23 protein-coding genes are annotated in these 26,045 nt (G+C 37.7%); 17 read left to right on the top strand and 6 right to left on the bottom strand.

Annotation, left to right across the window (positions count from 1 at the left end; genetic code table 11):
- The first annotated feature begins 48 nt into the window (after positions 1-48).
- The 3 genes from DW931_RS02540 to DW931_RS02530 are packed head-to-tail and all read left to right on the top strand — an operon-like array spanning position 49 to position 5,596.
- Positions 49-4,521 (top strand): DUF3849 domain-containing protein, encoded by a 4,473-nt coding sequence (locus tag DW931_RS02540; protein WP_118626866.1) that lies wholly within the window; start codon positions 49-51, stop codon positions 4,519-4,521.
- A complete protein-coding gene (locus DW931_RS02535; protein WP_118062425.1) occupies positions 4,518-4,751 on the top strand; it encodes a transposon-transfer assisting family protein in 234 nt (77 codons plus the stop codon). The genes DW931_RS02540 and DW931_RS02535 overlap by 4 nt, the downstream gene beginning before the upstream one ends.
- Positions 4,748-5,596: a YodL domain-containing protein gene (locus DW931_RS02530; protein ID WP_118626865.1), complete on the top strand. Its 849-nt coding sequence runs from the start codon at positions 4,748-4,750 to the stop codon at positions 5,594-5,596. The genes DW931_RS02535 and DW931_RS02530 overlap by 4 nt, the downstream gene beginning before the upstream one ends.
- A gap of 97 nt (positions 5,597-5,693) precedes the next feature.
- Here DW931_RS02530 and DW931_RS02525 read toward each other — a convergent pair whose 3' ends face one another.
- Positions 5,694-5,894 (bottom strand): helix-turn-helix transcriptional regulator, encoded by a 201-nt coding sequence (locus DW931_RS02525; protein ID WP_118062423.1) that lies wholly within the window; start codon positions 5,892-5,894, stop codon positions 5,694-5,696.
- Between the two features lie 103 nt (positions 5,895-5,997).
- Between DW931_RS02525 and DW931_RS02520 the strand changes: the two genes are divergently transcribed.
- Positions 5,998-6,435 carry a hypothetical protein gene (locus DW931_RS02520; RefSeq protein ID WP_118626864.1) on the top strand — a complete coding sequence of 146 codons (438 nt, stop codon included), beginning with the start codon at positions 5,998-6,000 and terminating at the stop codon, positions 6,433-6,435.
- A 48-nt stretch (positions 6,436-6,483) separates the two neighbouring features.
- Here the strand turns inward: DW931_RS02520 and DW931_RS02515 are convergent, their stop codons facing one another.
- Both DW931_RS02515 and mobC read right to left on the bottom strand, forming a co-directional pair.
- Positions 6,484-8,121, bottom strand: a complete 1,638-nt coding sequence (locus DW931_RS02515; protein ID WP_118626863.1) for a relaxase/mobilization nuclease domain-containing protein — start codon at positions 8,119-8,121, stop codon at positions 6,484-6,486.
- A complete protein-coding gene (gene mobC / locus DW931_RS02510; RefSeq protein WP_118062420.1) occupies positions 8,093-8,485 on the bottom strand; it encodes a plasmid mobilization relaxosome protein MobC in 393 nt (130 codons plus the stop codon). The genes DW931_RS02515 and mobC overlap by 29 nt, the downstream gene beginning before the upstream one ends.
- A 379-nt stretch (positions 8,486-8,864) precedes the next feature.
- Here mobC and DW931_RS02505 point away from each other — a divergent pair, with 379 nt between their 5' ends.
- From DW931_RS02505 to DW931_RS02475, 7 genes are all read left to right on the top strand, one after another.
- On the top strand, positions 8,865-9,125 hold the full coding sequence (locus DW931_RS02505) for a DUF6870 family protein (protein ID WP_226843799.1): 261 nt from the start codon (positions 8,865-8,867) through the stop codon (positions 9,123-9,125).
- 174 nt (positions 9,126-9,299) lie between these two features.
- Entirely contained in the window at positions 9,300-10,955 is a 1,656-nt protein-coding gene (locus DW931_RS02500) for a recombinase family protein (RefSeq protein ID WP_118420038.1), read from the top strand.
- Positions 10,943-12,442, top strand: coding sequence for a recombinase family protein (locus DW931_RS02495; protein WP_118626862.1), 1,500 nt, complete (start codon positions 10,943-10,945; stop codon positions 12,440-12,442). Before DW931_RS02500 ends, DW931_RS02495 begins: the two co-directional genes overlap by 13 nt.
- Before the next feature lie 3 nt (positions 12,443-12,445).
- Entirely contained in the window at positions 12,446-14,158 is a 1,713-nt protein-coding gene (locus DW931_RS02490; protein ID WP_118626861.1) for a recombinase family protein, read from the top strand.
- Positions 14,133-15,722 carry a recombinase family protein gene (locus tag DW931_RS02485; protein ID WP_182430016.1) on the top strand — a complete coding sequence of 530 codons (1,590 nt, stop codon included), beginning with the start codon at positions 14,133-14,135 and terminating at the stop codon, positions 15,720-15,722. Before DW931_RS02490 ends, DW931_RS02485 begins: the two co-directional genes overlap by 26 nt.
- A gap of 17 nt (positions 15,723-15,739) precedes the next feature.
- A complete protein-coding gene (locus DW931_RS02480) occupies positions 15,740-16,078 on the top strand; it encodes a DUF6050 family protein (RefSeq protein ID WP_118626859.1) in 339 nt (112 codons plus the stop codon).
- Positions 16,079-16,199: 121 nt separating this feature from the next.
- Positions 16,200-17,519, top strand: coding sequence for an SEC-C domain-containing protein (locus DW931_RS02475; RefSeq protein ID WP_118626858.1), 1,320 nt, complete (start codon positions 16,200-16,202; stop codon positions 17,517-17,519).
- Between the two features lie 74 nt (positions 17,520-17,593).
- Here the strand turns inward: DW931_RS02475 and DW931_RS02470 are convergent, their stop codons facing one another.
- Complete coding sequence (locus DW931_RS02470; protein ID WP_118626857.1) at positions 17,594-18,220, bottom strand: helix-turn-helix transcriptional regulator; 627 nt, start codon at positions 18,218-18,220, stop codon at positions 17,594-17,596.
- 251 nt (positions 18,221-18,471) lie between these two features.
- On the opposite strand from DW931_RS02470, the gene DW931_RS02465 reads away from it, so the two are divergent.
- The 3 genes from DW931_RS02465 to DW931_RS02455 all read left to right on the top strand — a co-directional run bounded on the left by DW931_RS02465 (position 18,472) and on the right by DW931_RS02455 (position 20,447).
- Positions 18,472-19,407 (top strand): ParM/StbA family protein, encoded by a 936-nt coding sequence (locus DW931_RS02465; protein WP_118062414.1) that lies wholly within the window; start codon positions 18,472-18,474, stop codon positions 19,405-19,407.
- A gap of 12 nt (positions 19,408-19,419) precedes the next feature.
- Positions 19,420-19,779: a hypothetical protein gene (locus tag DW931_RS02460; protein ID WP_118626856.1), complete on the top strand. Its 360-nt coding sequence runs from the start codon at positions 19,420-19,422 to the stop codon at positions 19,777-19,779.
- Positions 19,780-19,901: 122 nt separating this feature from the next.
- A complete protein-coding gene (locus tag DW931_RS02455) occupies positions 19,902-20,447 on the top strand; it encodes a hypothetical protein (RefSeq protein ID WP_118062412.1) in 546 nt (181 codons plus the stop codon).
- A gap of 56 nt (positions 20,448-20,503) precedes the next feature.
- On the opposite strand, the gene DW931_RS02450 is transcribed toward DW931_RS02455, so the two are convergent.
- Together DW931_RS02450 and DW931_RS02445 are read right to left on the bottom strand one after the other, a co-directional pair.
- Positions 20,504-21,865, bottom strand: a complete 1,362-nt coding sequence (locus tag DW931_RS02450; RefSeq protein WP_118626855.1) for a caspase family protein — start codon at positions 21,863-21,865, stop codon at positions 20,504-20,506.
- A gap of 96 nt (positions 21,866-21,961) precedes the next feature.
- A complete protein-coding gene (locus DW931_RS02445) occupies positions 21,962-22,315 on the bottom strand; it encodes a helix-turn-helix transcriptional regulator (protein ID WP_117636447.1) in 354 nt (117 codons plus the stop codon).
- Positions 22,316-22,491: 176 nt separating this feature from the next.
- On the opposite strand from DW931_RS02445, the gene DW931_RS02440 reads away from it, so the two are divergent.
- Genes DW931_RS02440 through DW931_RS02430 form a run of 3 tightly spaced genes read left to right on the top strand, consistent with a single transcriptional unit; the run spans position 22,492 to position 26,025 of the window.
- Entirely contained in the window at positions 22,492-23,463 is a 972-nt protein-coding gene (locus tag DW931_RS02440) for an AAA family ATPase (RefSeq protein ID WP_117636448.1), read from the top strand.
- Entirely contained in the window at positions 23,460-25,313 is a 1,854-nt protein-coding gene (locus DW931_RS02435) for a recombinase family protein (RefSeq protein ID WP_182430015.1), read from the top strand. The genes DW931_RS02440 and DW931_RS02435 overlap by 4 nt, the downstream gene beginning before the upstream one ends.
- Positions 25,306-26,025, top strand: a complete 720-nt coding sequence (locus DW931_RS02430; RefSeq protein WP_118626853.1) for an integrase — start codon at positions 25,306-25,308, stop codon at positions 26,023-26,025. The genes DW931_RS02435 and DW931_RS02430 overlap by 8 nt, the downstream gene beginning before the upstream one ends.
- Positions 26,026-26,045 lie beyond the last annotated feature (20 nt).

Raw genomic sequence — 26,045 nt, 5'->3', positions numbered from 1 at the left:
CGTCAGAGTAATGAGCTTTGGCGGGATTTTTCTATGGAGGATGATATTATGGCGAACAGAGAAGAACAATTAAAACAGATAACCGACCAGTTGGAACAGGGTGTCTCTGAAATATTTACATCAGAAAAATATACAGAATATTTGCAGACAATGGCAAAATTCCATAATTACAGCTTTAATAATACACTGCTGATTGCCATGCAGAAACCGGAGGCAACGCTTGTGGCCGGATACCAGGCATGGCAGAAAAAATTTAACCGGCAGGTAAAAAGAGGAGAAAAAGGAATACAGATTATTGCACCGGCACCGTACAAAGAAAAACAGGAGATTGAAAAGACTGATCCGGAAACAGGCGAAATTGTAATCGGAGAAGATGGGCAGCCAGAGACAGAGGTAGTAGAGCGTGTTGTTACAAAATTCAGAGTGACTACTGTATTTGATGTCAGTCAGACAACGGGAGAGCCGATTCCGGAATTTGAAGTCTCAGAATTGGATGGAGATGTGCTGATTTACCATGATTTTATGGAAGCATTAAAAACAGTTGCTCCGGTGCCAATCCGCTTTATAGAGATTGATGGAGAAGCGAAAGGCTTTTATCAGTTTGTAGATAAATATATTGCTGTTCAGTTAGGAATGAGTGAAGCACAAACGATGAAAACAGCAGTGCATGAGACTGCACATGCGGTATTACATGATCGTGACCAGATGGCGGAGGAAGGTGTAGTAAAGGACAAACTTACGAAAGAGGTGGAAGCAGAGAGTATTGCTTATGTGGTATGCAATCATTTCGGATTGGACACTTCGGAGTATTCGTTTTCTTATATTGCAAGTTGGACTTCTGGAAGAAATATGAGAGAACTGAGAGCGTCTATGGATACCATTCGCAAGACTTCTGCTGAAATGATCGGACAGATTGAAACGCAGATGAAAGAATTGCAGGTGGAATTACCGGAACAGCAGGAAGAACTCAGTGCCATGCAGTTTGCTGAACAGACAATTAACCGGCTGGAGCAGGAACGAACAATCTTCAGTAACGACCAGAGAAATCTTATTGTCAATTTTGCATTTAAACTGGATGACAGAGAAGCAACAGAGCAATTAGCAGAGAATCTTGCAGATGCAATTATAAATGGAAATCGAGAGAAGGTATTTAAATTGAGTGAGGAGGCACAGACACAGATTGATAGTCTGCCAGATTCTATGATCGGATTATCCGAATTGCATGAAGCTGGATTTTATTCAGATATTATGCTGCCACTTACCGAAGAAAGAGCAGTAGAACTGTATCGTGAGGGTGTGACAGTCTATGGCTTGAATGGAGCCAGAGAAGAACAGGGACAGTCACAGAAACTTATAAATCTGGAACAGGATATTTCTCGGCATGATGGCTTATTTGGAGTGACGAAGTTTGACTGGAAAAATTATCAGAGAAGTATGGAAACAGCCATAACACCAGAAGAAAAGATGAAAATAAAAGAAACCATCCTTTTGGAGGGGGAGGGAAATCGTTACGGCATTTATCAGATCAATAGCAGACAGGAAGAAAGAGGGTATCAGTTTTTAGGACTTGAAGCGGCAAAAGAACTTGGTTTTACCATTCACGGAAAAGATTATCAGATGGTTTACAGTGAGAGACTGAGAGCTACGACTACACTGGATAATCTCTATGAAAGATTTAACATAGAAAGACCAAATGATTTTACCGGACATTCTATGTCAGTCAGTGATGTGATTATAATGAACCGTGGCGGAAATCTAAAAGCATACTATGTGGACTCGTTTGGATTTGAAGAATTGCCAGACTTTATTGCGCAGAGAGCAGAGGTGTTAAATGCCAGTCCGATAAAGGCGTATCCGGAAGTTTACATGGGAACTTTGGAAAACGCTATGCAAGAGAGAAATGTAGATACTTACCTGGATTCCAGAAAGCTGAACATTGACTGCAAAAATGCAATAGAACAGGCAATTTCAGATAACTTTGATGGTATGAGCCTGAACCCTGATACTGCAGTAGCTGTGGTTGAAAAATATGGAGAAGAACGTGTTGCTTTTGTTCTGGCAAATACATTGAAACAGCTTTCCTATGATGGAAGATTTTCTGATCTTAATAAGCAGTGGGCGGAAGATATTGAAGTTCCAGAAAACATCAGTCGGGGAATGGATCTGAACAGAGACTATGTTGTGAGCAGTCATCCGGCAGTTTTGAATGGCTTCATTGATATGGCGAAGAGAGAAATTCGTACCCGCAAGCTGGAACAGGTGCTTGATGTGAAAAATCAGCATATTACTGAAAATACGAAAGGATATGAAGCAGAGGGACACACTGGAACATGGTATGCACTGGATATGAAAGAATATCATGGAGAGAGATTCTTCCAGATGCGTAGTGAACAGTATGGACAGGAAGTAGCAGATATTATAGTTTCTGAAAATGGAACACTGGTAGCAGAGGATATCTGGCATGGATTTGATGAAGGAGCCAGAGAAGCAATCTCGGAATATCTGGAAGAAAATGGAGCGACAGTCTATGATCTGACAGAAATTCCACCACAGGCAACTGTTATCCTGACAGATGGAACAGTATTAAAAACGGAAAAACAGCAGGTGGTCAATACAGAAAGCTGGAAACCAACTCTGACAGGGAAGAATCTGAAGGATGAAGAACAGCAGTTTAGCTTTTTTGAGATACATAAGGTCAGAGAAAATGATGGGATTGATCTGAAAATGCCAGATATTCATTATGTTGGTCAGTATTATGTGATTGAAGACTTGGAATCAAAAGGCGGCTTGAAGATTGAACGTTACAACGGTTTGGAATCTGCACTGGGAGCATATTATTCACTGCCGAATCATAAGATGAAAGCTCTTGGAATTGAAAATACGGCACCATTGCCAGGAAGCCTGGATTTTATTCAATGTAAAAATGGTATAGACACATTAATCTATGATTGCCAGAAAGTAGAAGGATGGCTGAATCCGGAGATATATAATATATTCAAAAATCTGAAAATCAGTCTGGATGGGCACGATACGGAAATCGCATATAAGATTGGAGAATCATATTTGACGATTCAGACAACAGAAGAAGGGTACGATTATACATTTTTTGATAAAAACTATTTGGAACTGGATGGCGGGATTTACGATGATCCGGATATTTCTATCTCAGAAGCGGTAGATGAGATTTTGCAGGAGGAAGGCTTTTCAATAAAGGATGCGGAAGTGACTGACTATGAGGCATTGGAAATGAAAACGGAACATGCAGAAAAAGAGAATATCGAACAAGTGCAGATGGAGCAGAATTGTCCGAAATCTATTTTTGAAGGATATGATAGAAATGCTGCGATAGAAACATATGAGGGAATTACTGTTCAATTTGCAGATGCTAAGACTTATCTGACTGTACAGCCAACGAAAGAAGGTTATTCCTATATTTTTTATGATACTGATTTGAAGGAAGTCGGCGGCGGAACACATGAATATTTGGATGATTCCATACAGGAAGCAACCTATGCAATCTTGAAAAAAGAAGGAATGCAGAAGGAGCAGTGTATAAAAATAGATGATTCAACATTCAGGGACGAGCTGATTCAGAATGCGAAAGAATTGTTGGAAAATGGAACGGTTCGTCGTACTTCTGAACTTGGAAGATGTGAAGCAGCGTTGAATGGAATGAACCGGGCAGAAATTGAATATGACGTACTGGTTCACACAAGGGCAGTATTAGAAGAAATGGGAATGGAAAATGAAGTTACTCTGATCGGGGCAAGAGTATATGGTTCCAGAAGCAGAGAGGGACTTTATCATGCAGATTCTGATGTAGATGTAGTAGTGTCTTATCGGGGAAACATCCGAGAAGATGCATTGTTTAATGCAGTTAATGAAGCGGGGCTGAAAATTGCAGGACTTCCGATAGATATTAATCCGATTTCAGAAGAAAGGACAGGAACGCTGGCAGAATATATGAGACAGGCAGAGGAATATCTGGATAAGCAGGCACATGAAGCAGTTATCGAAGAACAGCCTAAAGGAACAATTGCGTTTTATGTAGCGGAGTGCATGGAGTTTCCGGTCATGGGTGAATACCATGAAAATCTTACCCTGGAAGAAGCCTTACGCATATATGAAACAATTCCGGCAAATCGTATGAATGGAATTAAAGGAGTCGGGTTTGAGCTGCATGACGGAAGTGACTATGACGGACCGTATGATCTTATGAGAATGGGGACTGTTGATCGTGAAGGTATCAACATGATTCAATATTACAAGGACAGTCCATTGGTTCAGAAAGCAATGGATGATGTGGAGAAGTATTTTGCAGAGAAACAGGAAAAGTCTCGAACAGAAGAAAAGACTGCTGAGAGCAAAATGATTTCGAAAGAGCAGACCGGACAGCCAAAAGGAAAGAAGCAATCGGTTCTTCAGGCATTGCGGGAGCGTCAGGCAAAGATAAAAGAGCAGGAACAGAATAGCGCAAAAGAAAAAACCAAGGCTCGCAAGAAAGGAGAAGTAACATTATGATGGTAAGATTTGACGAAGATGAATATATTGCTGTGGCAATTTTTGATACGGGAGACAGAGTCCAGACGATGGAGGCGATGGATGAAATTTTTTCTTATCTGGATGAAGATATGAAATTTCTGATTTTTACAACGATTAAGAAATTATATTATCTCAGCGATGAAGGGTATAAAGAATTGCAGAAAACCGTAGAAATTTATAAAGCAGATCTGGAGGTGGATGAAGAATGAGTACGAGTCAGTTTGCAGTTTATCAGTTAAAACGAAAACCGGAATTAAGAAATTTTCTTTATCGAACATATGAAGAACTTGCACAGGAGCAGATTCCTGTGCAGGTGGGAAATTATGAACAGGTATATATTGGAACAATGAAACCAGGTGAAACACCTGAACAGGTAAAAAAGAATATTGATCAGAGACAACCACACAATTATAAGGGACATGCGATTAGTACCAGTGATGTTCTGGTATTGAATGACAACGGTGAAACAATAGCTTACTATGTAAATAAGAATTCCTTTGTTGTAGTACCGGATTTTATGAGGATTCCCTCTTCTTCTGGTGGACTTACGAAGAACACAGCAGGATATGAAATCAGTGGAAAAGGCGGTACATGGGAAGTAGTAGATTATATTCTCATGGAAGGAAAAAATTTTTTCCTCATGGAGCATGAGCAACATGGAAAAGATGTTGCCTATGTAGTGCTTGACCAGAATGGAAAGGTACTCGTGGATGGTACTTATAACGGATTTGATGATGAAGTAAAACAGAAAATTCGTGATTATCTGCATCCACCAACACAGGATTCACCGGACAAGCAAAAACCAAAGCTGGAGAATTGGCAAAAGTATCTGGAAAACGGTGAGTATCTACGAAGTGCAGAAATGACAGAGGAAGCAAATTATAATATGATTGACGGACTCAACAATAATGCTGCACCAAAAAAAGAAAAGAAGCGTCCGAAAGAATCCGTTCTGGCAAAGCTCCATCAAAAAGAGAAAGAAATTGCACGACGCAGTGGAAAGAAAGCCATGCAGGAAATTATGGGGCAAGATATGGAGAGAGCAAAGAAATAGCAAAGAAATAGCAAAGAAGAAAGGCTGGTCACTTGGTTGTGGCTGGTCTTTTTTCATATATAAAAAGACTGGCCAGTAACGATCCTATCGTTTAAGGCTAGTCTTTGTAGTGAGTTGCAATATCTTCTATTTCACAATCCAAAATGTTGCAGAGGGTGTTAATGGTATTCATACTGACACCTTCATTGTTCTGCAAACGATGTATCAGTGACTTGCTGAAATGGTATTCTTTGTGAAGTGTGTATTTTGTGATACCTTTCTTCTGCATGGTAAGCCACAGGTTATCATATTTAATCAACGGGTATCTCCACCTTTTTCTTGTCTTTCTTTCATTATAGGGTTAAGATAGAAAGTAACAAAGGTTCTGTTTTCGGAACCCATGCGTATAAGGAGGAGCAGATTTGAAAAAGACAAATATTGGGAGACAGATACTGATAATTGCCTGTTTAATAGGAGTAGTGGGGATATGTAGTTATTTCTATACAGTGCAGTCAAAACCTCTTTCAGAAATCCCGGATGCGATTAATAGTTCACGTTTTAATACAACGGAGCATTTGACGGTTATAGCAAATCAGGAAGAAATTGAAGATAAACATAAACTGGCGAAGCAGATTGTAGAAATGTGCCAGAATAATTCCTTTCAGTCTATTAAGTTCTCTTATGATATGGTGTGTCCAACAGAGTTGCAGATTAATGTGTATAAGACAGAAAAGGATTTTGATGATAACAAAAAGTTCTGTGAAATATCGTATCTGTCAGAGGAAGAAAATGAAGATTACGATATTGTTCATAATCCAGAAAAATTTACGATGTATGTAGACGGAGAAATAGTTGAATAGAAAGACTGAGGTTTACTTCCACAAAGAAGAAACCTCAGTTTTTGCTTATCATTTTTCATGGGTCTGTTCAAGCTGTCGCTCTTGTGGCTGATGGGTGCCGAGTATGATGTCAACATTAGAACATACGGTGCGAAGCTCCCGCTCATATTCACGACGGGCATTAAATTCTTCACGTTGATCGGATTGTAATGCAGTCAGACGATTCTTTTCTTCATGAAGCATTTTCAAGGTGGGTAATTTCTTTCCTTGTGCTTTTTCTTTCAGTATTCGGAGAGCTGATTCATAAAGGGTGAGTTCTGCCCGGTGTTGTTCATAGAAATTTTCTTTATTCCTGCTTTTCCGATATTCGGAATAGAGATCTTTATTTGCCAGATATTGCCCGGTGTAATGAATCTGCTCGTTGATTCCTTTTAAAGTATCTTCTGTATTTTTTAGGGAATTTCTGGCAGTGGTGCTTTGAGCAGTGGCATTGGAAAGTGCAGTATCTAAATCTTCTTTTGATTGGAAGCCATGTTCCTGCACATAGGCTACGGTCTGAGCCATCATCTTCAAATTGGATAATTTTACTTTTTGAGCATATGCCTGACTTTGCTGTGCTTTGATACAATGTTGTAAGTCCGTTACCAGTCGTAAGTCAGATTTGATAAAGAGGAATGTATGAGAAGATCCAAAATCAGAAGATGTAGGCATAGCAGAAGAATTGATATTGTTGATAATATCAGAAGCTGGCTGTTTTGAGATTTGCTGACTGGCATTTTCCTGAAATACATCTAATAGATGCTTTTCTTCATAAAGCGTTCCCAGTGCTCTGCCGGTAATATATTTTTGACGATTTGGATGTAGATAACTGTATCTGCCACGACTAACTTTAAAGGTGATGTTATATTTTTCTGACAGCAATTTTGCAAACTGTTCTTGTGAGACTGCTGTTGAAGAAATATCTTCAATTGCATTACGAAGAAATTGCTTTTCGGTCTGAAAGGTTGTCTGTCTTGGTGTAAGCCCTTCTTTTTCAAGCTCAGCATTGTGCTGATTGAGTTTTTTCTGCCCTCTGCGTTTCGCCCAGTATTCTTTCTCAGATATTTTCTTTTCGGCAGGTGTCAGAAGATCAACCTGGTTTAGTCCGTTGGCGTTGCACATATCCATGACTTTTTGTTTTAGATGGATTCGGTATCTGTCAGAAAGATGATGCTTATAGCCGGCTTTTGCGTCACGGTCAAATTCCATATATGGCTGTGGTTCGACATCATGTTTCCGAATGCTGTTGATTACGATATGCACATGGATATTGCCACTTCCATTATGACCGTCAGTATGTGTGCAGACAAGAGCCTGATGTCCGGGAAAGTTTTCTCTTGCATATTCCAGTCCTAACTTTTGAGCCTGTTCACCCGTCAGACCATGTTCGTCCCTGTCCTTGGGATCGAAGCTGATAATATAATGATGAGATTTGATTTCGTTAAAAGACTGATTTTTATGAAAATAGGCATTTGTTTCCATGCACTCAGCAGCAAAACTGAACGGATCACAGTTTAAGCCGTCAAGATAATATTCTTCACGAATGAGCATATGCCCTTCATCATCAAGAATAGGTTTTTGTGTATATTCGTCATGCTGAAAAATCAGATAACGCTCAGCTTCTCCGTAATCAGCATTTTTACTTGCGATATGTTTCAGTATTGCCACGAAAATCACCTGCCATTTCCATTACCTTGTATTTCATTTCATATAAATCCCGAAGACGCTTATTTATTTCTCCACGCATTTCCTGTGAAAGAATTCCGCCCTGGTTAAAATATTTTGCTATCTGGTTGAGGTTACTGCCTATTTTACCGAACTCTGCAAGCAGACTTTTAATTTCTGGAACATCAGCAACAATCTCGATTTTTGTATGTACATTTCCCTTTAAGGTTTGAGTTCGTACATAAGCTGCCAGCGACAGGTTGGCTTGCTTTGCGGCATTTTCAATAATGGCAAATTCAGTGTCCGTGAATCGGACAGTAATACGTTGATTGCGGGACATTTCTTTTTCTTTCTTTGGTCTTGTCATAATTTCTATTCCTTCCTTCGTTATCTCCCGATGATTTACAGACAGGTAAATTTCACGTTTACAGTGAAAGGCAAGTAATAAAACTTTATTACGCTGTGACCATGCAAATGGGAACCAACGAGACAATTTTTAATTGTATTTGAGGGTATGGGGAGCAAAATCCCCATCAAGTTGCCTGCTGGCAAAACTCGCTATCCGAGTTTTTGGCTGCCAAGGCGAAACTTGCTCTAAGAAAGAAATCCCTCTACTAATAAAGCGTGAGAAAGCTGTTTTACAAACCCCTAAAATGAAAAAAGTAAAAAAATCTGAAAAAGGGGGTTGGTAAATAACCTCTGCCGGGCTTTATAGGTAGAAGGAAATTTTCAGGAGGTGTAAAAGGATGTCAGCAAAAGAATTACCAACACCGGAGGAAATGCAGGCAATGGCAGAGGTAGACCTCAAAAATATAGATACCAGTAATCTGATTGATATAGAGCAGGTAAAGATAAGAACGGAGTTGCCACAGGAGGAACGGATTGCAGACTATATTCATCAGATTAAGAACCCATATTGTTATATTTCTCATGGGGTGGCAGTGAAAATCAGTTTTACCGGGAAATGTACGCTGGAAGAAAGTCTGAGCAGGTGTATTTCATTATGAAAAACGAAAAAACAGGTCAGAAAGAAATTTGGAAAAGAATGAAAAAAGGTGTAGCAGTGAGCCAGAAGTTATGTTAATATGGTGTTGGGTCAAAATTTAAGAGCATTCAAGAAGCCATGAATTTCTTGGTTTACACTGTCGGACGGCATAGTAAATTAGGAGGTTGATGGCTTTATGTATTTTAATCAAAAGTCTATATTAGCGGCAGACTATTTAAGGCTTTCCAGAGAAGATGGAGACAAGCTGGAAAGTGATAGTATCCGCAATCAAAGAAGTCTCATTAACGATTTTGTAAAACAGCACCCGGACATTACCCTGGTCGATGAATATATTGATGATGGTTACAGTGGAACAAATTTTGAGCGTCCAGCATTTAAAAGGTTACTCGAAGATGTGAAGAAAAAGAAAATCAACTGTATCATCGTTAAGGACTTATCCAGACTTGGAAGAAACTATATCGAAACAGGACGATACCTGGAAAAGATATTTCCGTTTCTTGGAGTCAGGTTTATTGCCATTACAGACCATTATGACAGTGCTGCGGAATCGGATGATGCAGATCAGATCATAGTTCCCTTTAAGAATCTGATAAACGATGCTTATTGCAGGGACATCTCAATTAAAATCCGAAGTCAGTTAGATGTGAAAAGAAAAAATGGGCAGTTTATAGGAAGCTTTGCAGGATACGGGTATCAGAAAGACCCGGAGAACAAAAATCATCTTATCATAGATGAATATGCAGCAGAGATTGTTCGGTTTATTTTTAATCTGAAAATGGGCGGGTACAGTTCTCAGAGGATTGCTACAAAATTGAATGAAATGGGAGTATTGCCACCACTGGAGTATAAGCGAAGCCGTGGAATGAAATATAACAGTGGATTTCGTTCGGGAGCTAATCCCAAATGGGCAGTTACGACAGTGAACCGTATTTTGACAAATGAGCTTTATACCGGGACGATGGTTCAGGGAAAAAATCGTAAGATCAATTACAAAGTAAAAGAGTGCAGACCAGTAGCGGAAGAAAACTGGATTCGGGTTGAAAAAACTCATGAAGCTATCATAGCTGAAGAAATATTTCAGTATGTACAATCACTGCTGGAACTGGATACCCGTACTGCACCGGATGAAGATTCTGTATATTTGTTTTCGGGATTTTTACGCTGTGGAGATTGCGGACAGAACATGGTAAAAAGAAGCACATCTAAAAAAGGGAAGAGATATTATTATTACCATTGTTCTACATATAAAAATGGAGATGGGTGCAGTTCACATCTGATCAGTGAAAAAATTGTACATGCAGTTGTGCTGGAAGCGATTCAGAAGCAGATTGCATTATTAGTAGATGCGGAAAACATTATCCGGGACAGTGGAATGGAAAATTATAAAAAAACAGAATTTGATTCACTGGAAAAGCAGTTGACTGTTCTCCATGAGGAAGTGGAAAGATATAAAGATTTAAAAACTCGTTTATATCAGGATATGTTGGATAATATTGTGACCAGAGAAGAGTACCATGAGTATAACCAGAGATTTTCGGATAAGCTGCATAATGCGGAAGAAGCAAAACGTGAACTGGAAAAAAAGAAAGAAAAGGCAGTAGTGGAAGGGAAAAGGGAACATCCCTGGATAGAAGATTTTAAAAGCTACCAGAATATCACACAGCTTGACCGTAAAGCAGTAGTCACATTAATTGATAAGATTATCGTTTATGGAAAAGACCGTCTGGAAATTCAGTTTAAGTATGCCGATGAAATACAGGAAATGACGGAGGTAGCTCAAAATATTCGGGAAATAGAAGAAAAGGAAGGTAGATTCAAATGCGGTGCGTAAGTTATACAAGAACCACATCATGCAAATCCAGTGAAAGCATTCCGACAGATATTATTCAGCAGCAGAATGAACAGATTCAAAAATATATACAATCGCGTGGCTGGAAGCTGGTTGCAAAATACAGTGACAGAAAAAGGGACGATAACGAGAATACAGCATTTGAAGAAATGACGATGGATGGTATCAGCAGGAAGTTTGACATGGTGGTGGTAAATAGCATTGATCGCTGTGGTAAATATATTTCCTGTGCTGAAGATGTCCTTGCAAAAACATTCTTCCCGGCAGGAATCCATTTTTCAGTAGTACAGGATGATTTTTGCAGTATCGAAAAAAGCAGAGAAGAAATTGATGAATATTTCAGAAAAGAAAAAATTGCGGTACAGATAAAGAGTATGCGGGAGTTTGCTGTGCGAGAGCAAATTGAAGGATATTATAACGTACATGATGAAAAGTATGGATACATACTTTCAGAAGACCGGAAAGAGTTACTGGTTGAAGAAGAAGCAGCTACGATTGTACGTGAAGTGTTTCAGATGCTTTTGGATGGTGTATCAGTAAAAAAAATAGCCGATATTATGAATGAGAGAGGTGTTGAATCACCTATGGTACATAATGCCAGGGTGGGACATAAGCATTGGCCACATTATGAAAATAAATGGAGTGAAGGATCGCTTCGGAGAATCTTAGACTGTACAGCGTATGACGGCTATTGGAAGAAAACAATCAATGGAAAACTCTGTACAATTCCAATTACTCCGATATTGGAAAAAGGCGTATTTGATAAGGCAAAAGAAATTGTAAAAAGTCGGTCAACGACAAAAAACCGCAAAGGCGGAAAACTGGGACCGTATGTTCATAAAATATTTGATGAAGAATCAGGAAAACCACTGTATTTAAGAAATTTTCAAAGCGGAGATTCTGTATTTGTATTGAATTCAAAGATAAATGAGCTGCCAAAGAGCAAAAGAATTTATATAGAAGTAGACGTAGTTACAAGAGCAGTAAAAGAATCAATTCAATCGGAAATGGATATGGCAGAAAGAATGACCAGATATTTGGAAACGGAAGCTATACAGAAACTGTTACAAAAAGAACAACAGCAATATTCAGAAAAGGCTTGGATGATATTTCAGGAAATGGAGCAGGTAGAAAAAGATCGTATTCCGATATATGAGAAATTTAAAAATAACGAGCTTACAGAGCCAGAGTATCTGGATAAAAAAGAAGAAATACAGTCACAGCTACAAATGTATGAAATGGATTTTGAAGGACTTATGGAGCGGTTTGCCGAGATGAAGAAAGCATTCAGCAATGAAAATGAATGGATAAAGACGTTTCAGAGAGTGGAGCTTCCAGAAGATCTGGAATTTGAACATGTGAAGAAATGGGTAGATAAAATAATTGTTTCAAATTTCAAAGAGGTGCATGTGTATTTGACAATGCAAAGATGGAGAGATTATTTTCCAGAAGAATGGTTGGAGGAATAGTTTATGGCGAGAAAAAGCAGAAGAAATAAAAGTACTGAAGTAAATATTTCTCAGGACATAGTCAAAAATAAAAATCTGTTAGATACAGCAGCATATGTTCGTTTGTCTGTTGAGAACGGTGGAAATGAGACTGATGAAACGCTGGTAGTACAACAGATGTTGGTTGAAAAATATATTGAAGAACATCCTGACTTGCGACTGGCAGGTACATATAGTGACAATGGATTTAGTGGAACGAATTTTGATCGACCTGGATTCATAAAACTTATGGAAGATGTGAAAACAGGAAAAATTCAATGCATTGTTGTAAAAGACTTATCACGTTTTGGCAGGGATTATCTGGAAACAGGATATTATCTGGAAACCATTCTTCCAAGACTTAATGTAAGGTTTATTGCAATTACGGATGATTATGACAGTTCCAGAAAGGAAGATCAGGAGAATATCAGTGTACCTCTGAAAAATATGGTTAATGCCATGTATGCAAAAGATATGTCAAAGAAAATATTGGCTGCAAAGGATGCACAGAGGAGAAATGGAAATGTGACATTGAGTAAGGTGGCGTTTGGGTATATTCGCTCAGAAGATAGGCACAGACAGATTGTGGATGAGGAGACAGCCCCATTTGTAAGAATGATATTTCAGTGGTACATGATGGGAGTCAGTAAGCCTAAAATTGCAGACAGATTAAATCTTATGGGTATTGCAACACCAGGGCAGAGAGAGAAGATGGAAAATTTAACAGTTCCCCTGGAAAAGACAAAATGGCGTGCGGACAGTGTAGATAAAATTTTGAATAATCCGACATATGCCGGAGATATTGTGACAGGAAAATTAAAACAAGCGTTGTATAAAGGCGTCAAACAGTATAAGACAAGTCCGGAAGACTGGAATATTCAAAGAGATATGCATCAGCCTATGATCGCCAGAGACGATTATGAAGAATTGCAGGAAAGAGCAAATGCAATGAAAAAAATAACGAAGGACTGGCGTGTGAAATATATGAAAGATCGGGAGAAATACAAAGATTACTTTGCCGGAATGGTACGATGTGGAGATTGCGGTCGGACGATGTATTGTGTCCGATATACGCATAATTATAAAACGATGGAGAAAGTTGGAATTTATTACACGTGTTCCGCCCAAAATCATGCCCAAAATCATTGTGACCAGAAAATAGAAGAAAATTTACTGAAAATGCTTGTGATGGATCAGATTCAAATTCTTATAAAGAGTTTATGCGACAGGAAGAAGTTGTTACAGAAAATGAAAAGCGATACCAGTGAAAAAAATGCTTTTTATGAAGCTGGTGCAAATGTGCGGATGCTGGAACGAAAGGTATCGCAGGCAGAAGAAAAGAATGCGACATTATATGAAAATTATGTGTGTGGGATTGTTGAAAAAGAAGATTTTGACATGATGAAGGAACGGTATATTCAGAACTTACAGGAATTAAGGGATGAATTGCAAGCTGCAAAACAGAAACAAAGAATGCTGGAAAAGAAAGCTGACAGATATATGGATATGGTAAACAACCTGGAGCCATATTTGTATGAACGAAGTTTCAATGAAAAGCTGGTGCAGGAACTTGTAGAATATGTGGAAGTATACAAAAATGGGAACATTCATGTGTGTTTCAGGTGTGATGATAAATTCCAGCAGATAATAGAATTGATAGAGGGTGTTAAGAGTGCTGAAGAACGCATTATATCTTAGATTGTCACTTGCAGATGGTGATCTGGGAAAAAATAATAAAGATGAAAGTAATAGTATTGAAAATCAGAGAACGCTTCTTGTGAACTTTTTGCAGGACAGGGATGATCTGGCTGACGAATATATAGAATACGTCGATGACGGCTATACGGGAACAAATTTTGAACGTCCGGAATTTAAAAGAATGATAGAAGACGCAAAGGCAGGAAAGATAGATACGATTATTGTAAAAGACTTTTCCAGATTTGGAAGGGATTATATTGGTGTTGGAGATTATCTGGAGCAGATACTTCCAATACTGGGAATTCGTTTTATTTCAGTCAACAATAATTATGACAGTAATGATTATCTTGGGAAAACGATGGGAATGGATATGGCTATTCATAACCTGGTTAATAATCTTTACAGCAAAGATATTTCGAAGAAGATAAAAAGTGCGTTGAGAGTGAAATGGAAAAACGGACAATGGACGGGAGGAAAACCGCCATTTGGATATTTAAGAGATACTGAGACGGGAGAATGGATGATTGATCCGGTAGCAGGAAAATATGTAAGAGCTATTTTTGACAAAGCAATAGAAGGCTGTAATACTACGCAGATTATGTATTATATGAATGAGCAGAAGATACCTACACCGGGAAAATATAATAAAGAAAATGGTCTGACACATTATGGATATAATCAGAAATTACCAGAGACAGAAGTATTATGGGATTGTGGAATGATTCGTACAATCCTTTGCAGATATGAATATACAGGAGCATTAGTACAGGGAAAACGACAGAGTGTTTCAGTTGGAAGTAAAATAACCAGAAAATCAAAATATGGAGATATGGTTATTACAAAGAATGTTCATCCGGCAATCGTATCAGAAGAAGAATATGAACTGGCAAAAGCAACGATTATGTTTATGAATAAGCCAGGATACCGAGGAACAAGAAAATTTGCGTTGAAGGGGAAAGTGAGATGTGGAAACTGCAGACGTTCGATGGTTCTGATGGAGTCTGGTGCAAATGATAAAATGTACTGTCCGCATAAAAAACTGACGGGGAAGTTTTCAAAATGTTCAGATGAAGCGGTTTCTGTTATGATTATAGAGGGACATGTATGGTATGCACTGCAACAAGTTCTCTATATACTTGACATGATTCAGGAAGAGATTGAGGGAAAAGCAAATGCGTTAGACGGTGTAAGGAAAAAGAAGCTAAAGCAATTGGAATTAGAAAATGACAAATTGAAAAGTGAGCGAATGCGGCAATATGAAACATATGCAGAAGGAATTATTACAAAAGATAAATATTTGCTTATGAAGCAGCAGCTTACAGATAAAATCAACCGCAATGAGACGGAAATGGAAAGACTTACTCACTTATCAGTAGAGGAAAGTGCCTATAAAAACAAAGTAGCGTCTGCGATAGAGCTGCTTGATGGAGAAATGCAGCATGAAAAAATTACACAGGAGCTGGTTGATACCACGATTGATACAGTATATGTGTACGATAAAAAAAGGATAGAGGTTGTGTTTAAGTTTGATGATATTCTCATGCGGGCAATCGAAAAATACTAGAAGGGGGAAAAAGAAGCATGACATTTAAGAATTTTATATGTAAAGGGATTTTAGTATTCACAGGTTTGTTGCTGATCGGCTGGCTTGGACAGTATATTTATATGGTGAATGGAGAAATTGACTGGTTCCGCTTGATGTTGGTGTATGGAGTTCCGGTAGGAATACCGCATATGTTTATTATTGTTCCATGGCACTGGGATTTATCCGGTATTCTTGGAATGGTTGCTCTGTGCGTAATTGTAGGTGGCGTATTTGGATGTGTGATTGCAGCAGGTCTGGCAGTCAGAGCAATATGGTACATAGTAGGCTATCCGATCAGCAGAATGCTGACCGGATATAAGGGAAAAAGAATGTAAAGGAATAATATGGTAGAGAATATGACCACGGGTTGACAGCCTGTGGTTTTATTTTGCCATTTCTTGATGAAGGAAGATGTGGTAGAATATCAATCAGTACATAAACAGGGAGAGAAGAAATATGTTAGATGATGAAAAATGTCTTTGCGGATCAGGACGAATATATGGGATTTGCTGTAAACCATTCAGTGGAATGAAAATAGAGGATTATAAAAGGGAGCGTGAAAGTAAAAATTATATAAAAGCATATTACATAGCAATTGCTATGCTGACGGATTATCTGGTGGAAATCAAAAAGCATACAAATAGAATTTTAAAGGATAATCCGGCAATTGGGAAATTCATACTTCATCAAGATATAAACGCATTATCGGAACTGGCAGACCGCATTTTTTGCAGCATTCCGGAAGGAAATACTGATAATTGGGGAGAAAGATTTGAGACTATAAAAAAATTGGTTGATGCGGAAGAATGGAAAAATGAATGCGAATATTACCAGTTATTGTATTATGATTTGAATAATGAAAATGGCAGATTCACAGAACAGATTGAAGCTATTGCAAAGAATATAAAAGTCGATGTACACACAGATCAAAGAATGTTGGAATTACTGCGGTCAGTAATATTACCAACAGGAGAGCTGACAAAGTTGCTGAAATTAGATGACATTTTGATCGAAAAATCAGAGGATTCTCTGATGAAATTAAAATATCAATTTGACAAGGCAATACAGCTTTCGTTAGCATCCGATAATGAGGGTGCAAAAAAGATTGCAGATGAAGTGATTGAGAAATTGGAAAAAGGAGTACCTTATACGGAAATTGAGCTGTATTCACAGGATATAACTGCTCAAATGTATGAAATGTATTATAATTTTGAGCCAGATAGAAAATGGATCGATAAAGCTCTGGAGATCCGCAAGCAAATGAAGGTTGATAATTTCAATAGTTCTGGCAAGGCAAAATATTTTTCTGACATAGCCTATGTAAATTGGAAGTTGGGAAACTATGAAGTGGCAGAGCAACATTTTACTACAAGTCTGGGATATGAAGAAAACGCATTTGCACAGATTTATTTGTTGGATTGCCTGGTAGAACAAAATAAGATTAAGAATTTAAAAGAATATCTGGAAAATGTCGAGTTTAATACATTGGGCGTGGATTGTATAGATTTTCTGATAATATTAGGAAATGCAGCCATACGCTTGAACGACACTTCAAGCGTAGAAACACTGAAAGGTTATTTGAAGGAAATAAATATTGCAGTTCCATATTATAAATTGTGCTTGAAGGAGCTGGAATTAGAGCTGGAAAAGAAAAGTGGTCGGATTAGGAAGATACTTGGTAAACTTTCACCGTTGAAAGAGTATTTGATTTTACAGCCACAATTTAATGGAATGGGTATTAATTTGGAAAAAATCATAGAAGATTTGAAAAAATGATAGTACGAAAATGAGAGGATGCAGCATGATAACTGTTTTCCTCTCATTTTGTATTTGGTTGCGGAAAATTATAGCTACTCAGGAGTATTACGCATACATTCTTTTATAAGTTGCACAGACTTTAAAATCCATTCCATTTCCTGTGAAGTACAATCGGATAACAGGTTCTGTATTTTCTGATAGGAAGGATCGGAAAAAGCAGAATCAGAAGGTGGAGCAGATGCTTCCTTAAACGGAGCTGTTTTTTGAATATCTGTACTGTCATCAAGAAGCTGGTTCTCTAATTCCTGAAGTGCCTGGGTATATTGTTCCTTTTCTGAATCTGCCATTTTATTTAGAAAAGCAACGTAAGTAGAAAGTTTTTGGTTAATTACCGGATTTCCAAATGAAAGCGTCAGGGTATCGGGCAGAATATTCCCATTGCTGTCTTTTTGAGAATTAAAGTTTAAATCCAGTTGCTCATTCATTTTGAAAATAAGTGAGAGCAGATCAGAAACGGTATGAATATCAAAATCCATGAAAACATTTATACTGATACCGAGTGCCTGGGATATTTTTAAGAGCTGTTCCGGTTTAGGTTTGCGTTCATCAGATTCATATTTTTGCAATGTACTTATGCTTAGACCTGTAGCTTGTATAAGCTGATCCTGGGTAAAACCATGTAAAGTTCTAAAATATTTAATTTTTTCACCAACAGTCATTATGCTACCTCCATAGCTGGATTATATCATATTTCCTATCATAAAATACACAAAAATATATAAAAATGTATTGACACATACAAATGTATGGTATATATTTAAAACACATACAAAAGTAATATTTAAGTAGAACAAGACATACAAAAGTGATAGCGGATTACAGATAAGTGCTACTTAAATATTAGTAAAATTGAAACTGAGAGATGTGCTGGTGTTACTTAAAGTACAGTTAAAAAACAGGAGGAAAAGCAATGGCAGAGATTATTTTTGGAATTGACCATGGAAATGGAAATATGAAGGGAGAAAGTGTATGTTTCCCATGTGGACTTGTTCGATATGTGTCGGAACCGGGAAGATTTATGAATGAGGATATTTTGGAATACCAGGGAACCTATTATACGTTGTCTGATACAAAAATGCCATTTAAGGCGGACAAAACAGTAGATGATGATTATTTTATTCTGACATTATATGCTCTTACAATGGAAGCCCGGAATAAGGGAATTACGTTGACAGGAAAAGATGTAGTATTGGGAATCGGATTACCACCGGCAGATTATGGGCAGCAGGCAACATCATTCAAGAAATATTTTTTAGATCATGCAAAACATGGAATTACATTTAAAATGAATGGGAAAACTGTAAGTTTCTATTTGAAGGATGTATTTGTCAGTCCTCAGAACTTTGCGGCTGTTATGTGCTTTAAAGCAAGCCTTTTAAAGAAATACCGCACAGTAAACTGCATTGATATTGGAGACGGAACGGTTGATCTTCTGGTGATTAGAAATGGAAAACCGGATTTATCTGTCCGTGTCAGTGATCGTTCTGGTATGGCAGTTCTCAGGTCGGAAATTTCCAATGCAATACAGCAGAACTATGGTATTCACTTAGATTCTTCTGATGTGGAACAGGTGTTAATGCAGGAGGAAACCATTCTGGAAGAGGAAGTAATTGTGGAAATTCAGAGAATGGCAGAAAACTGGTTACAGAGAATCATCAATAAACTACATACTCATGTGACTGATTTCAGAACTAATCCGGCTGTTTTTCTTGGTGGTGGAAGTTTGCTGTTGAGAAAGCAAATTGAAAATTCCTCAGAGTTTAAATATGTGGAATTTATTGATGATGTGCGTGCTAATGCTATCGGATATGAAAAATTGACAGCAGCTCGCCTGCGTAGAGGGTAGGAGGTGCGGTTCATGGGACAGATAAAGGTCGTGCTGATTTTCAATGAAGATGATGAACGCCAAAGAGAAGCGGGAGAATATTTAAAGACCAAGAAAAGGTGCAAGACAGCACTTGTGACAGAACTGGTTCATGCCTGGATGAAAAACGGAGAGACAGCAGTGAATACGGTTTCTTCCATCGGAAGCATAAATATAGAAGATATTAAAAAGCAATTGTTGCAGGATAAAGATTTTATATCAAGAATTGAGAAATCTATGACTGAGACAGGTGATCAGAATAAGCCAGAAGCGGAGTCAGAAGATAATGAAAATCTGGATATGGATGAAGATATGATGTTGGCAGGGTTGTCAATGTTTGATTCGGAAATTTAAAATTTGAAGTATGGTATAGGGAAGTTGTGCTGAAAAAAATAGGCACTAACTTCCCTATATGTTGTATATTTTTAAATAATATGTTAGCATATTTAGTATGAATGTTGACGGGAGGCGGTAAAATGCGATGGGATAAGAAAGACATTCCACACAAAGGATGGACGGAAATAGGAATGGAAGATTTGGGGGAAGAAGCGGAATTTGGAGAAGATATAGAATACGAACGATGTGAAATGTGTGGTAACGAGAAAATACGATATGTGCATATTATGACACATCCAGAATTCCCAGGAGAATTGAGAGTAGGTTGTATTTGTGCTTGCCATATGACGGATGACTACGAAAATCCGGAAGCAAGGGAAAGAGATTTGAAAAATCGAGTACAACGAAAAAAGAATTTTATGAAAAAAGAATGGCGTCAGGTAGTTAGAACTGGGAATTTTACGTTAAAGTATAAAGGCGAAAACATTACAATTATGCGTAGCAAATATGATACGGGGTGGGGCGTTATATACGCAGGAAAATGGCGTTGGGATTATCATGGAAGAAAGATTTCAGATTTTGATACAGCAAGATTAGTAGCTTTTAATTTGTTTGATGAAATGTACAATTCCAGAAGTGAAGCACAGCCATATTGGGATGGTGATCGGTGGCTGTATTGTGAGTAAGTATATATATTACTGCTGATATGCAATGATTATATATCAGCAGTAATGAATAATTGTTAAAAGTTAAAAACAGCACTTATTTGATTCCCACAAACAGGATCGTATTTTACATATTTGCCAAGAAGGTTTCTGGCTCTTTTTCCTAGTTGTTCTTTAACAGAAGAATCGGTGATAAAAGCGGAGCCGATGGTTATGGATGAAATATTTTGGGCATTTTCAATCATTACAGAACCGTTTGTTACTGTCTTGCGGTCTGAATTTTTGGAAAGATTGCTCTTTACTAGGAGAATATAATTATCAGGCAAGTTGGTGGTTATTATGATAGAATTGTCGTATTTTTGAATGTCAAAGGTGACATATAATTCTTTTCCAACTTCAGGAGCTTCGGGTTGCATACTTGCTGGTAATGGTGGGATTTCTCCCATACGGATTTGGCGTCCATTATAATACCAAGTATGATTTTCATCACATGTAAAATATTCTTTGTCACGGAATAATCCGTGAAAGGTGATAAATTTTGCTTCATCTTCTGGAAGGAGAGGGATTTTTGCACCTCTATCAGTATATACCTTATTATCTACTTTCCTAAATTTCCATACGGCATCTAAGAAACTGATATTGAAATATTGAGCAGCGTCTATAAAAATCAGATCATCACCATGAAAGTATCCATATTTATTGTTGTAATCGTCCGCATATTTTTTTACAAATTTGTACACTTCTTCATCGAAATTCGTATAACTTAGTTGTTTATGTAAAACAATTCTATTGAGAAGGGCATTAACACTGGCAGGGATCTGAATTTGATATTTGGAATACACATTTCTGCGTACTCGTGTAAATAACTCATCTACATCAATGTTTGGTTCTAATATCTCATCACAGATAGCCTGGGTAAATGGACTCATTTGATTGGCAATACCGATAGAAGTATATTGAAACTGAGTTCCGTAAGCAATATATACATCTTCAGCAGCAGTTATCTCAGAATAATATCCTTTAGATAAGCCAAAATCTGAACGACAGGCATCCAGAATGAGGATAAGGCGTCCTTTTCCTTTATATATAGAGATAATATCTTGAATATTCATTGCGGATGTTTCAATATCCTTGCTTTTCTCAAACTCGGATGCAAAATCAACTGGATAAATATAATTATTACCGTTATTATGTCCGCCGTGTCCGGTAAAGTATACGATATGGATAGCATCACAAGGCGAATGGGAAGCATTATCTTCTAAAGCAGGAATGATTTGATCTTTTGAAATGTTTTCTATTTGTTTGACTTCAAATCCAATTTGGGTAAGTCGTTTATGCATTGCTTGAATGTCATATTTTACACCAGGTAGATTGTTAATTTGGATCAGAGGTGACTTTGTATAATTGCTTGCTGAAAAAAGTATAGCGTTTTTCTTCATATGAATCCTCCGTATTTAATACAAGATTGCAAGGAAGCAAGACCGCAAAAGGATAAAAGAAGGATGCAGAAATAAAGGAGTTTCTGCATCCTTGAATTATTTGACGGGCTTGTAGTTGCGTAATGCAGTTTTTGTTGATTTTATAATTTCCAGTAAAAATTCTTTTTCCTGATTGCTGCAATCAGAAGTAAGTTCTTTTATATCAGCATCGAACTTGGAAACCAACACAGGGGTATTATCGTATAAGAGCTGATCCACGGTTGTATCAAGACTCTGTGCAATTCCTAACAGAGTAGCCAGACTTAACTTGGTATGTCCGTTTTCGATACTGCTGACATAGGTAGGGGCAACGTCAATCATATTTGAAAGTGTTTCCTGAGTCATTTTTTTTGACAGACGTGCAGTGCGGATTCTCTTTCCAATAGCAAGATAATCAATTTCTACTTCCAAACCTGTCACCTCCTAGACTTTGACTATTAGTTAATGTTTGCAATGAAACTCCACACACATTTGATATTTCTTATTGTATTCCTAAAAGAGATATATTATAATTAAATATAAGTAGAACTTTAGTGCAATTATTCACATGTAGTAGAAGAACACATAAAACACCGGGGGTATCAAATTTGGAAGATACAATTACAGGTGTTGAATTTTATTCCAACGTGAAAACCTCGGAGGTGGAATGGATATGGTATCCATATATTCCCTGTGGGAAAATTACAATGTTACAGGGTGATCCGGGAGAAGGAAAATCAACATTAATTATTCATATTGCAGCTATATTGACAAAAGGCGGATATTTACCGGACGGTCAAAAGATAAAAAAACCGGAGATTGTGATTTATCAATGCTCAGAAGATGGAAAGGGAGATACGATAAAACCAAGGCTTGAACAGGCAGGGGCAGATTGTAATAGAGTTGCATTTATAAAAGACGATAATGGAGAACTGACACTGGAAGACGAACGCATAAAGACTGCAATTAACCAGATTGGTGCAAAAATGGTTGTGCTTGATCCGATACAGGCATTTATTGGACATAATGGAAATATGACCAATGCCGTAAAAATGCGGGAAACACTGTCAAAACTATCCAAGGTTGCAGAAGAAACAAACTGTGCGATTGTTCTGGTGGGACACATGACAAAGAGTAGCGGTGGAAAGCAGATTTATAGAGGATTAGGAAGTATTGATATTGCCGCAACAGTGAGAAGTATTCTTATGGTATCAAGAGACAAAGAAGAACCATGGAAAAGATATATGTTTCCGGTGAAATCGAGTCTTGCACCAGAAGGAGAACCAATCGGATTTGAACTGGATAAAGAAAAAGGTTTTCACTGGATGGGAAAATGTCAGATAAATATAGAGGAATTGCTGGCTGTGGAGAAAAGTACCGCCAAAAAAGATGTTGCGGTTGAATACCTTCAAACGTTGTTGGCGGTGGAAGATCTGCCAAGTACATATATCTATGAAAAAATGAAAGAATATGGTATTGCCAAGCGAACGGTACAGGAAGCAAAGAAAATTGCGGAGATTAGTGCATATAAAAAAGGCAAGATATGGTACTGGCATATGGAAGTGGGGGACAGCATATGAATGAACAAGAAAAACATGCTGTAAGCCAGGAAGAACGAAAAGAGAAGATTCGTGCAAGATACAAGGGCGTAGATCGTAGTGAATTGGAGTTCATTCCAGCGAAACAGAAAGAAAAACTATTTGAGGATGTAGGCACAAAAAGAGTGTGTGCATATTGTCGTGTGTCCACGGATGACGCTAATCAGACATCCTCATATGAACTGCAGAAAAATCATTATGAAGATATGATAAAAGAACATGCAGGGTGGAACCTTGTTGGAATATATGCAGATGAAGGTATTTCAGGAACATCCTTATTGCATAGAGATGAATTTAACCGTATGATTTCAGATTGCCAAGCTGGAAGAATAGATTTGATAGTTACCAAAAGCGTATCCAGATTTGCCAGAAATATTGTTGACTGTATTGCTAAGGTTCGTGAACTGGCAAATATGAAGCCACAGGTGGGTGTATTTTTTGAGACAGAGCACATTTATACGCTTGATAATACAAGTGAAATGATGCTTGCAGTGTTGTCGGCAGCAGCACAGGAGGAATCGCACACGAAAAGTGAAATTATGAATATCTCTATTGAACAACGGTTTTCAAGGGGGATTTTTTTGACACCAAAACTTTTAGGATATGATAAAGACGAGGATGGAAATCTTGTTATCAACGAAACAGAAGCAGATACGGTCAGACTGTGTTATTATCTGTTTTTAAGTGGTTTTCCGACTTCTGAAATAGCTGAGATATTAATGGATTTGGGACGGAAAACAAAACTGGGAAACACAAAGTGGACAGGAAGTGCAATTGTAAATATCCTTCGTAATGAAAGGCATTGTGGCGATGTTTTGTCCAGAAAAACATTTACACCCAATTATCTGGATCATAAGTCAAAGAAAAATAACCATGACAGAAATCAATACAGGCAAGCAGATCACCATGAAGCAATAGTAAGCAGGGAAATTTATAATGCGGCACAAAAACTGTTAGAAGCAGGAAAGTATAGTAGAAAAGGGTATCCTCTGCCTACATTGCAAGTAGTTGACCAGGGAGCATTAAAGGGATTTGTGCCGGTAAACCGGACATGGAATGGATTTTCAACAGATGATTATAAAAAAGCATCATTAAGTGCATATGATGAAGGTACGAACGAGAACCATGCAGAGCAAACGAACAAAAGTGCATTCGATTTAAGCGGATATGAGATTGTAAGAGCACAGTTTTTTTCAACAAGGTTTGATCCAGCAGTCACCATATCTTCTGGGAAGATTGTGTTTAATACTGCGTGTATGAAAAAATTTGAAAATGTAGAATATGTGGAGTTGTTATTTAATTCGGTAGAAAAATGTATTGCTGTTCGTCCCTGTGAAAGAAGTAATGTAAATGCTATAAAATGGGGAACTATACGAAATGGACGATGGGCAGTTTTGCCAAAAAGCTGCAAAGGGTTCTCGGAACCATTATTTGAGCTTATGAATTGGGACAGTGATTGCAAATATAAATTACGAGGACAATTTTATGGCAATTCAGACGAACAACTATTGATATTTGAATTGGAAGAACCAGAGGTATTCGTACAAGAATATGTTGAAGAACAACATATAGACTCATCGGTAGAAGCCCCATCTGAAAATATGAAGACTGTTAAGAAAGTACTTTATCCAAAAGCATGGATTCATAATTTTGGAGAAACAACAAACAGAACAGTTTTTCTTCAACGAATAGCATATAAGGGGAATTGGGAAATACTACGCCCGGCAAAGACGGTTGAAGGCATGAAAATTATAACCAGAGAAATATTGGATGATTTGATAGATGAAGCTGAGAAATTGATAGATAGAATGAGGTGTGCTACATATGAGTGATACAACAAATTACACAGATGAGCAGGAGATTGTTGATCAAAAAGCGATAGAGCTTGCAGAGGATTTCAGTTATGACGGTTATCAGGTTGTCAGACGTGAGTTGTTTGCACATTTAAGGGAGCCTGCTGTTGTGATCCGGAGAGACAGCGTAACATTTAATACAGCCTGCATTGCCGGATTGGAGGATGCAGTTTATATACAGATACTTGTAAATCAGGAAAATAAAAGAATGGTTGTCCGAAAGTGCGAAGAAAATGATAAAGATGCACTTCGCTGGTGCGTAGCAAAACCAGATAAAAGAAAAAGCAGGAAAATGACAAACAAAATCTTTTCTGCCATGATGTATGAAATGATGGGGTGGAATCTGGATTGCCGTTATAAGATTTTAGGACATAAGATTTCGTTTGAAGGTGAGATAATATATGTATTTGATCTGATGGAGACAGAGATATACCTGAATACTAAGGGAAAACGTCAGAAAAAAAATGTAGAAAATCAGGAAAATGCAAAGAGTAGCAATAATATAGAAGGAACGTCATTATCAAATGCATCAGAGGATAATACTTCTACTGAAGAAATAAATAAAAAGGTTCGTACACCTTTTTATCCTAAAGAATGGAAAGATTCTTTTGGATTGCCAGTAGAGGAACATAGGAAAGCCTTGGAAATAAATATGCTGAAGGGATATGCTGAATTTACAACACCAAAATAGATGAAGACAGGGAAAAGTCT

This window comes from Clostridium sp. AM43-3BH (assembly GCF_003479985.1).
Lineage (GTDB): Bacteria > Bacillota > Clostridia > Lachnospirales > Lachnospiraceae > Otoolea > Otoolea fessa.
Note: the sequence above shows the minus strand (reverse complement) of the source record. Positions and strands in the feature narration are given on the sequence as shown.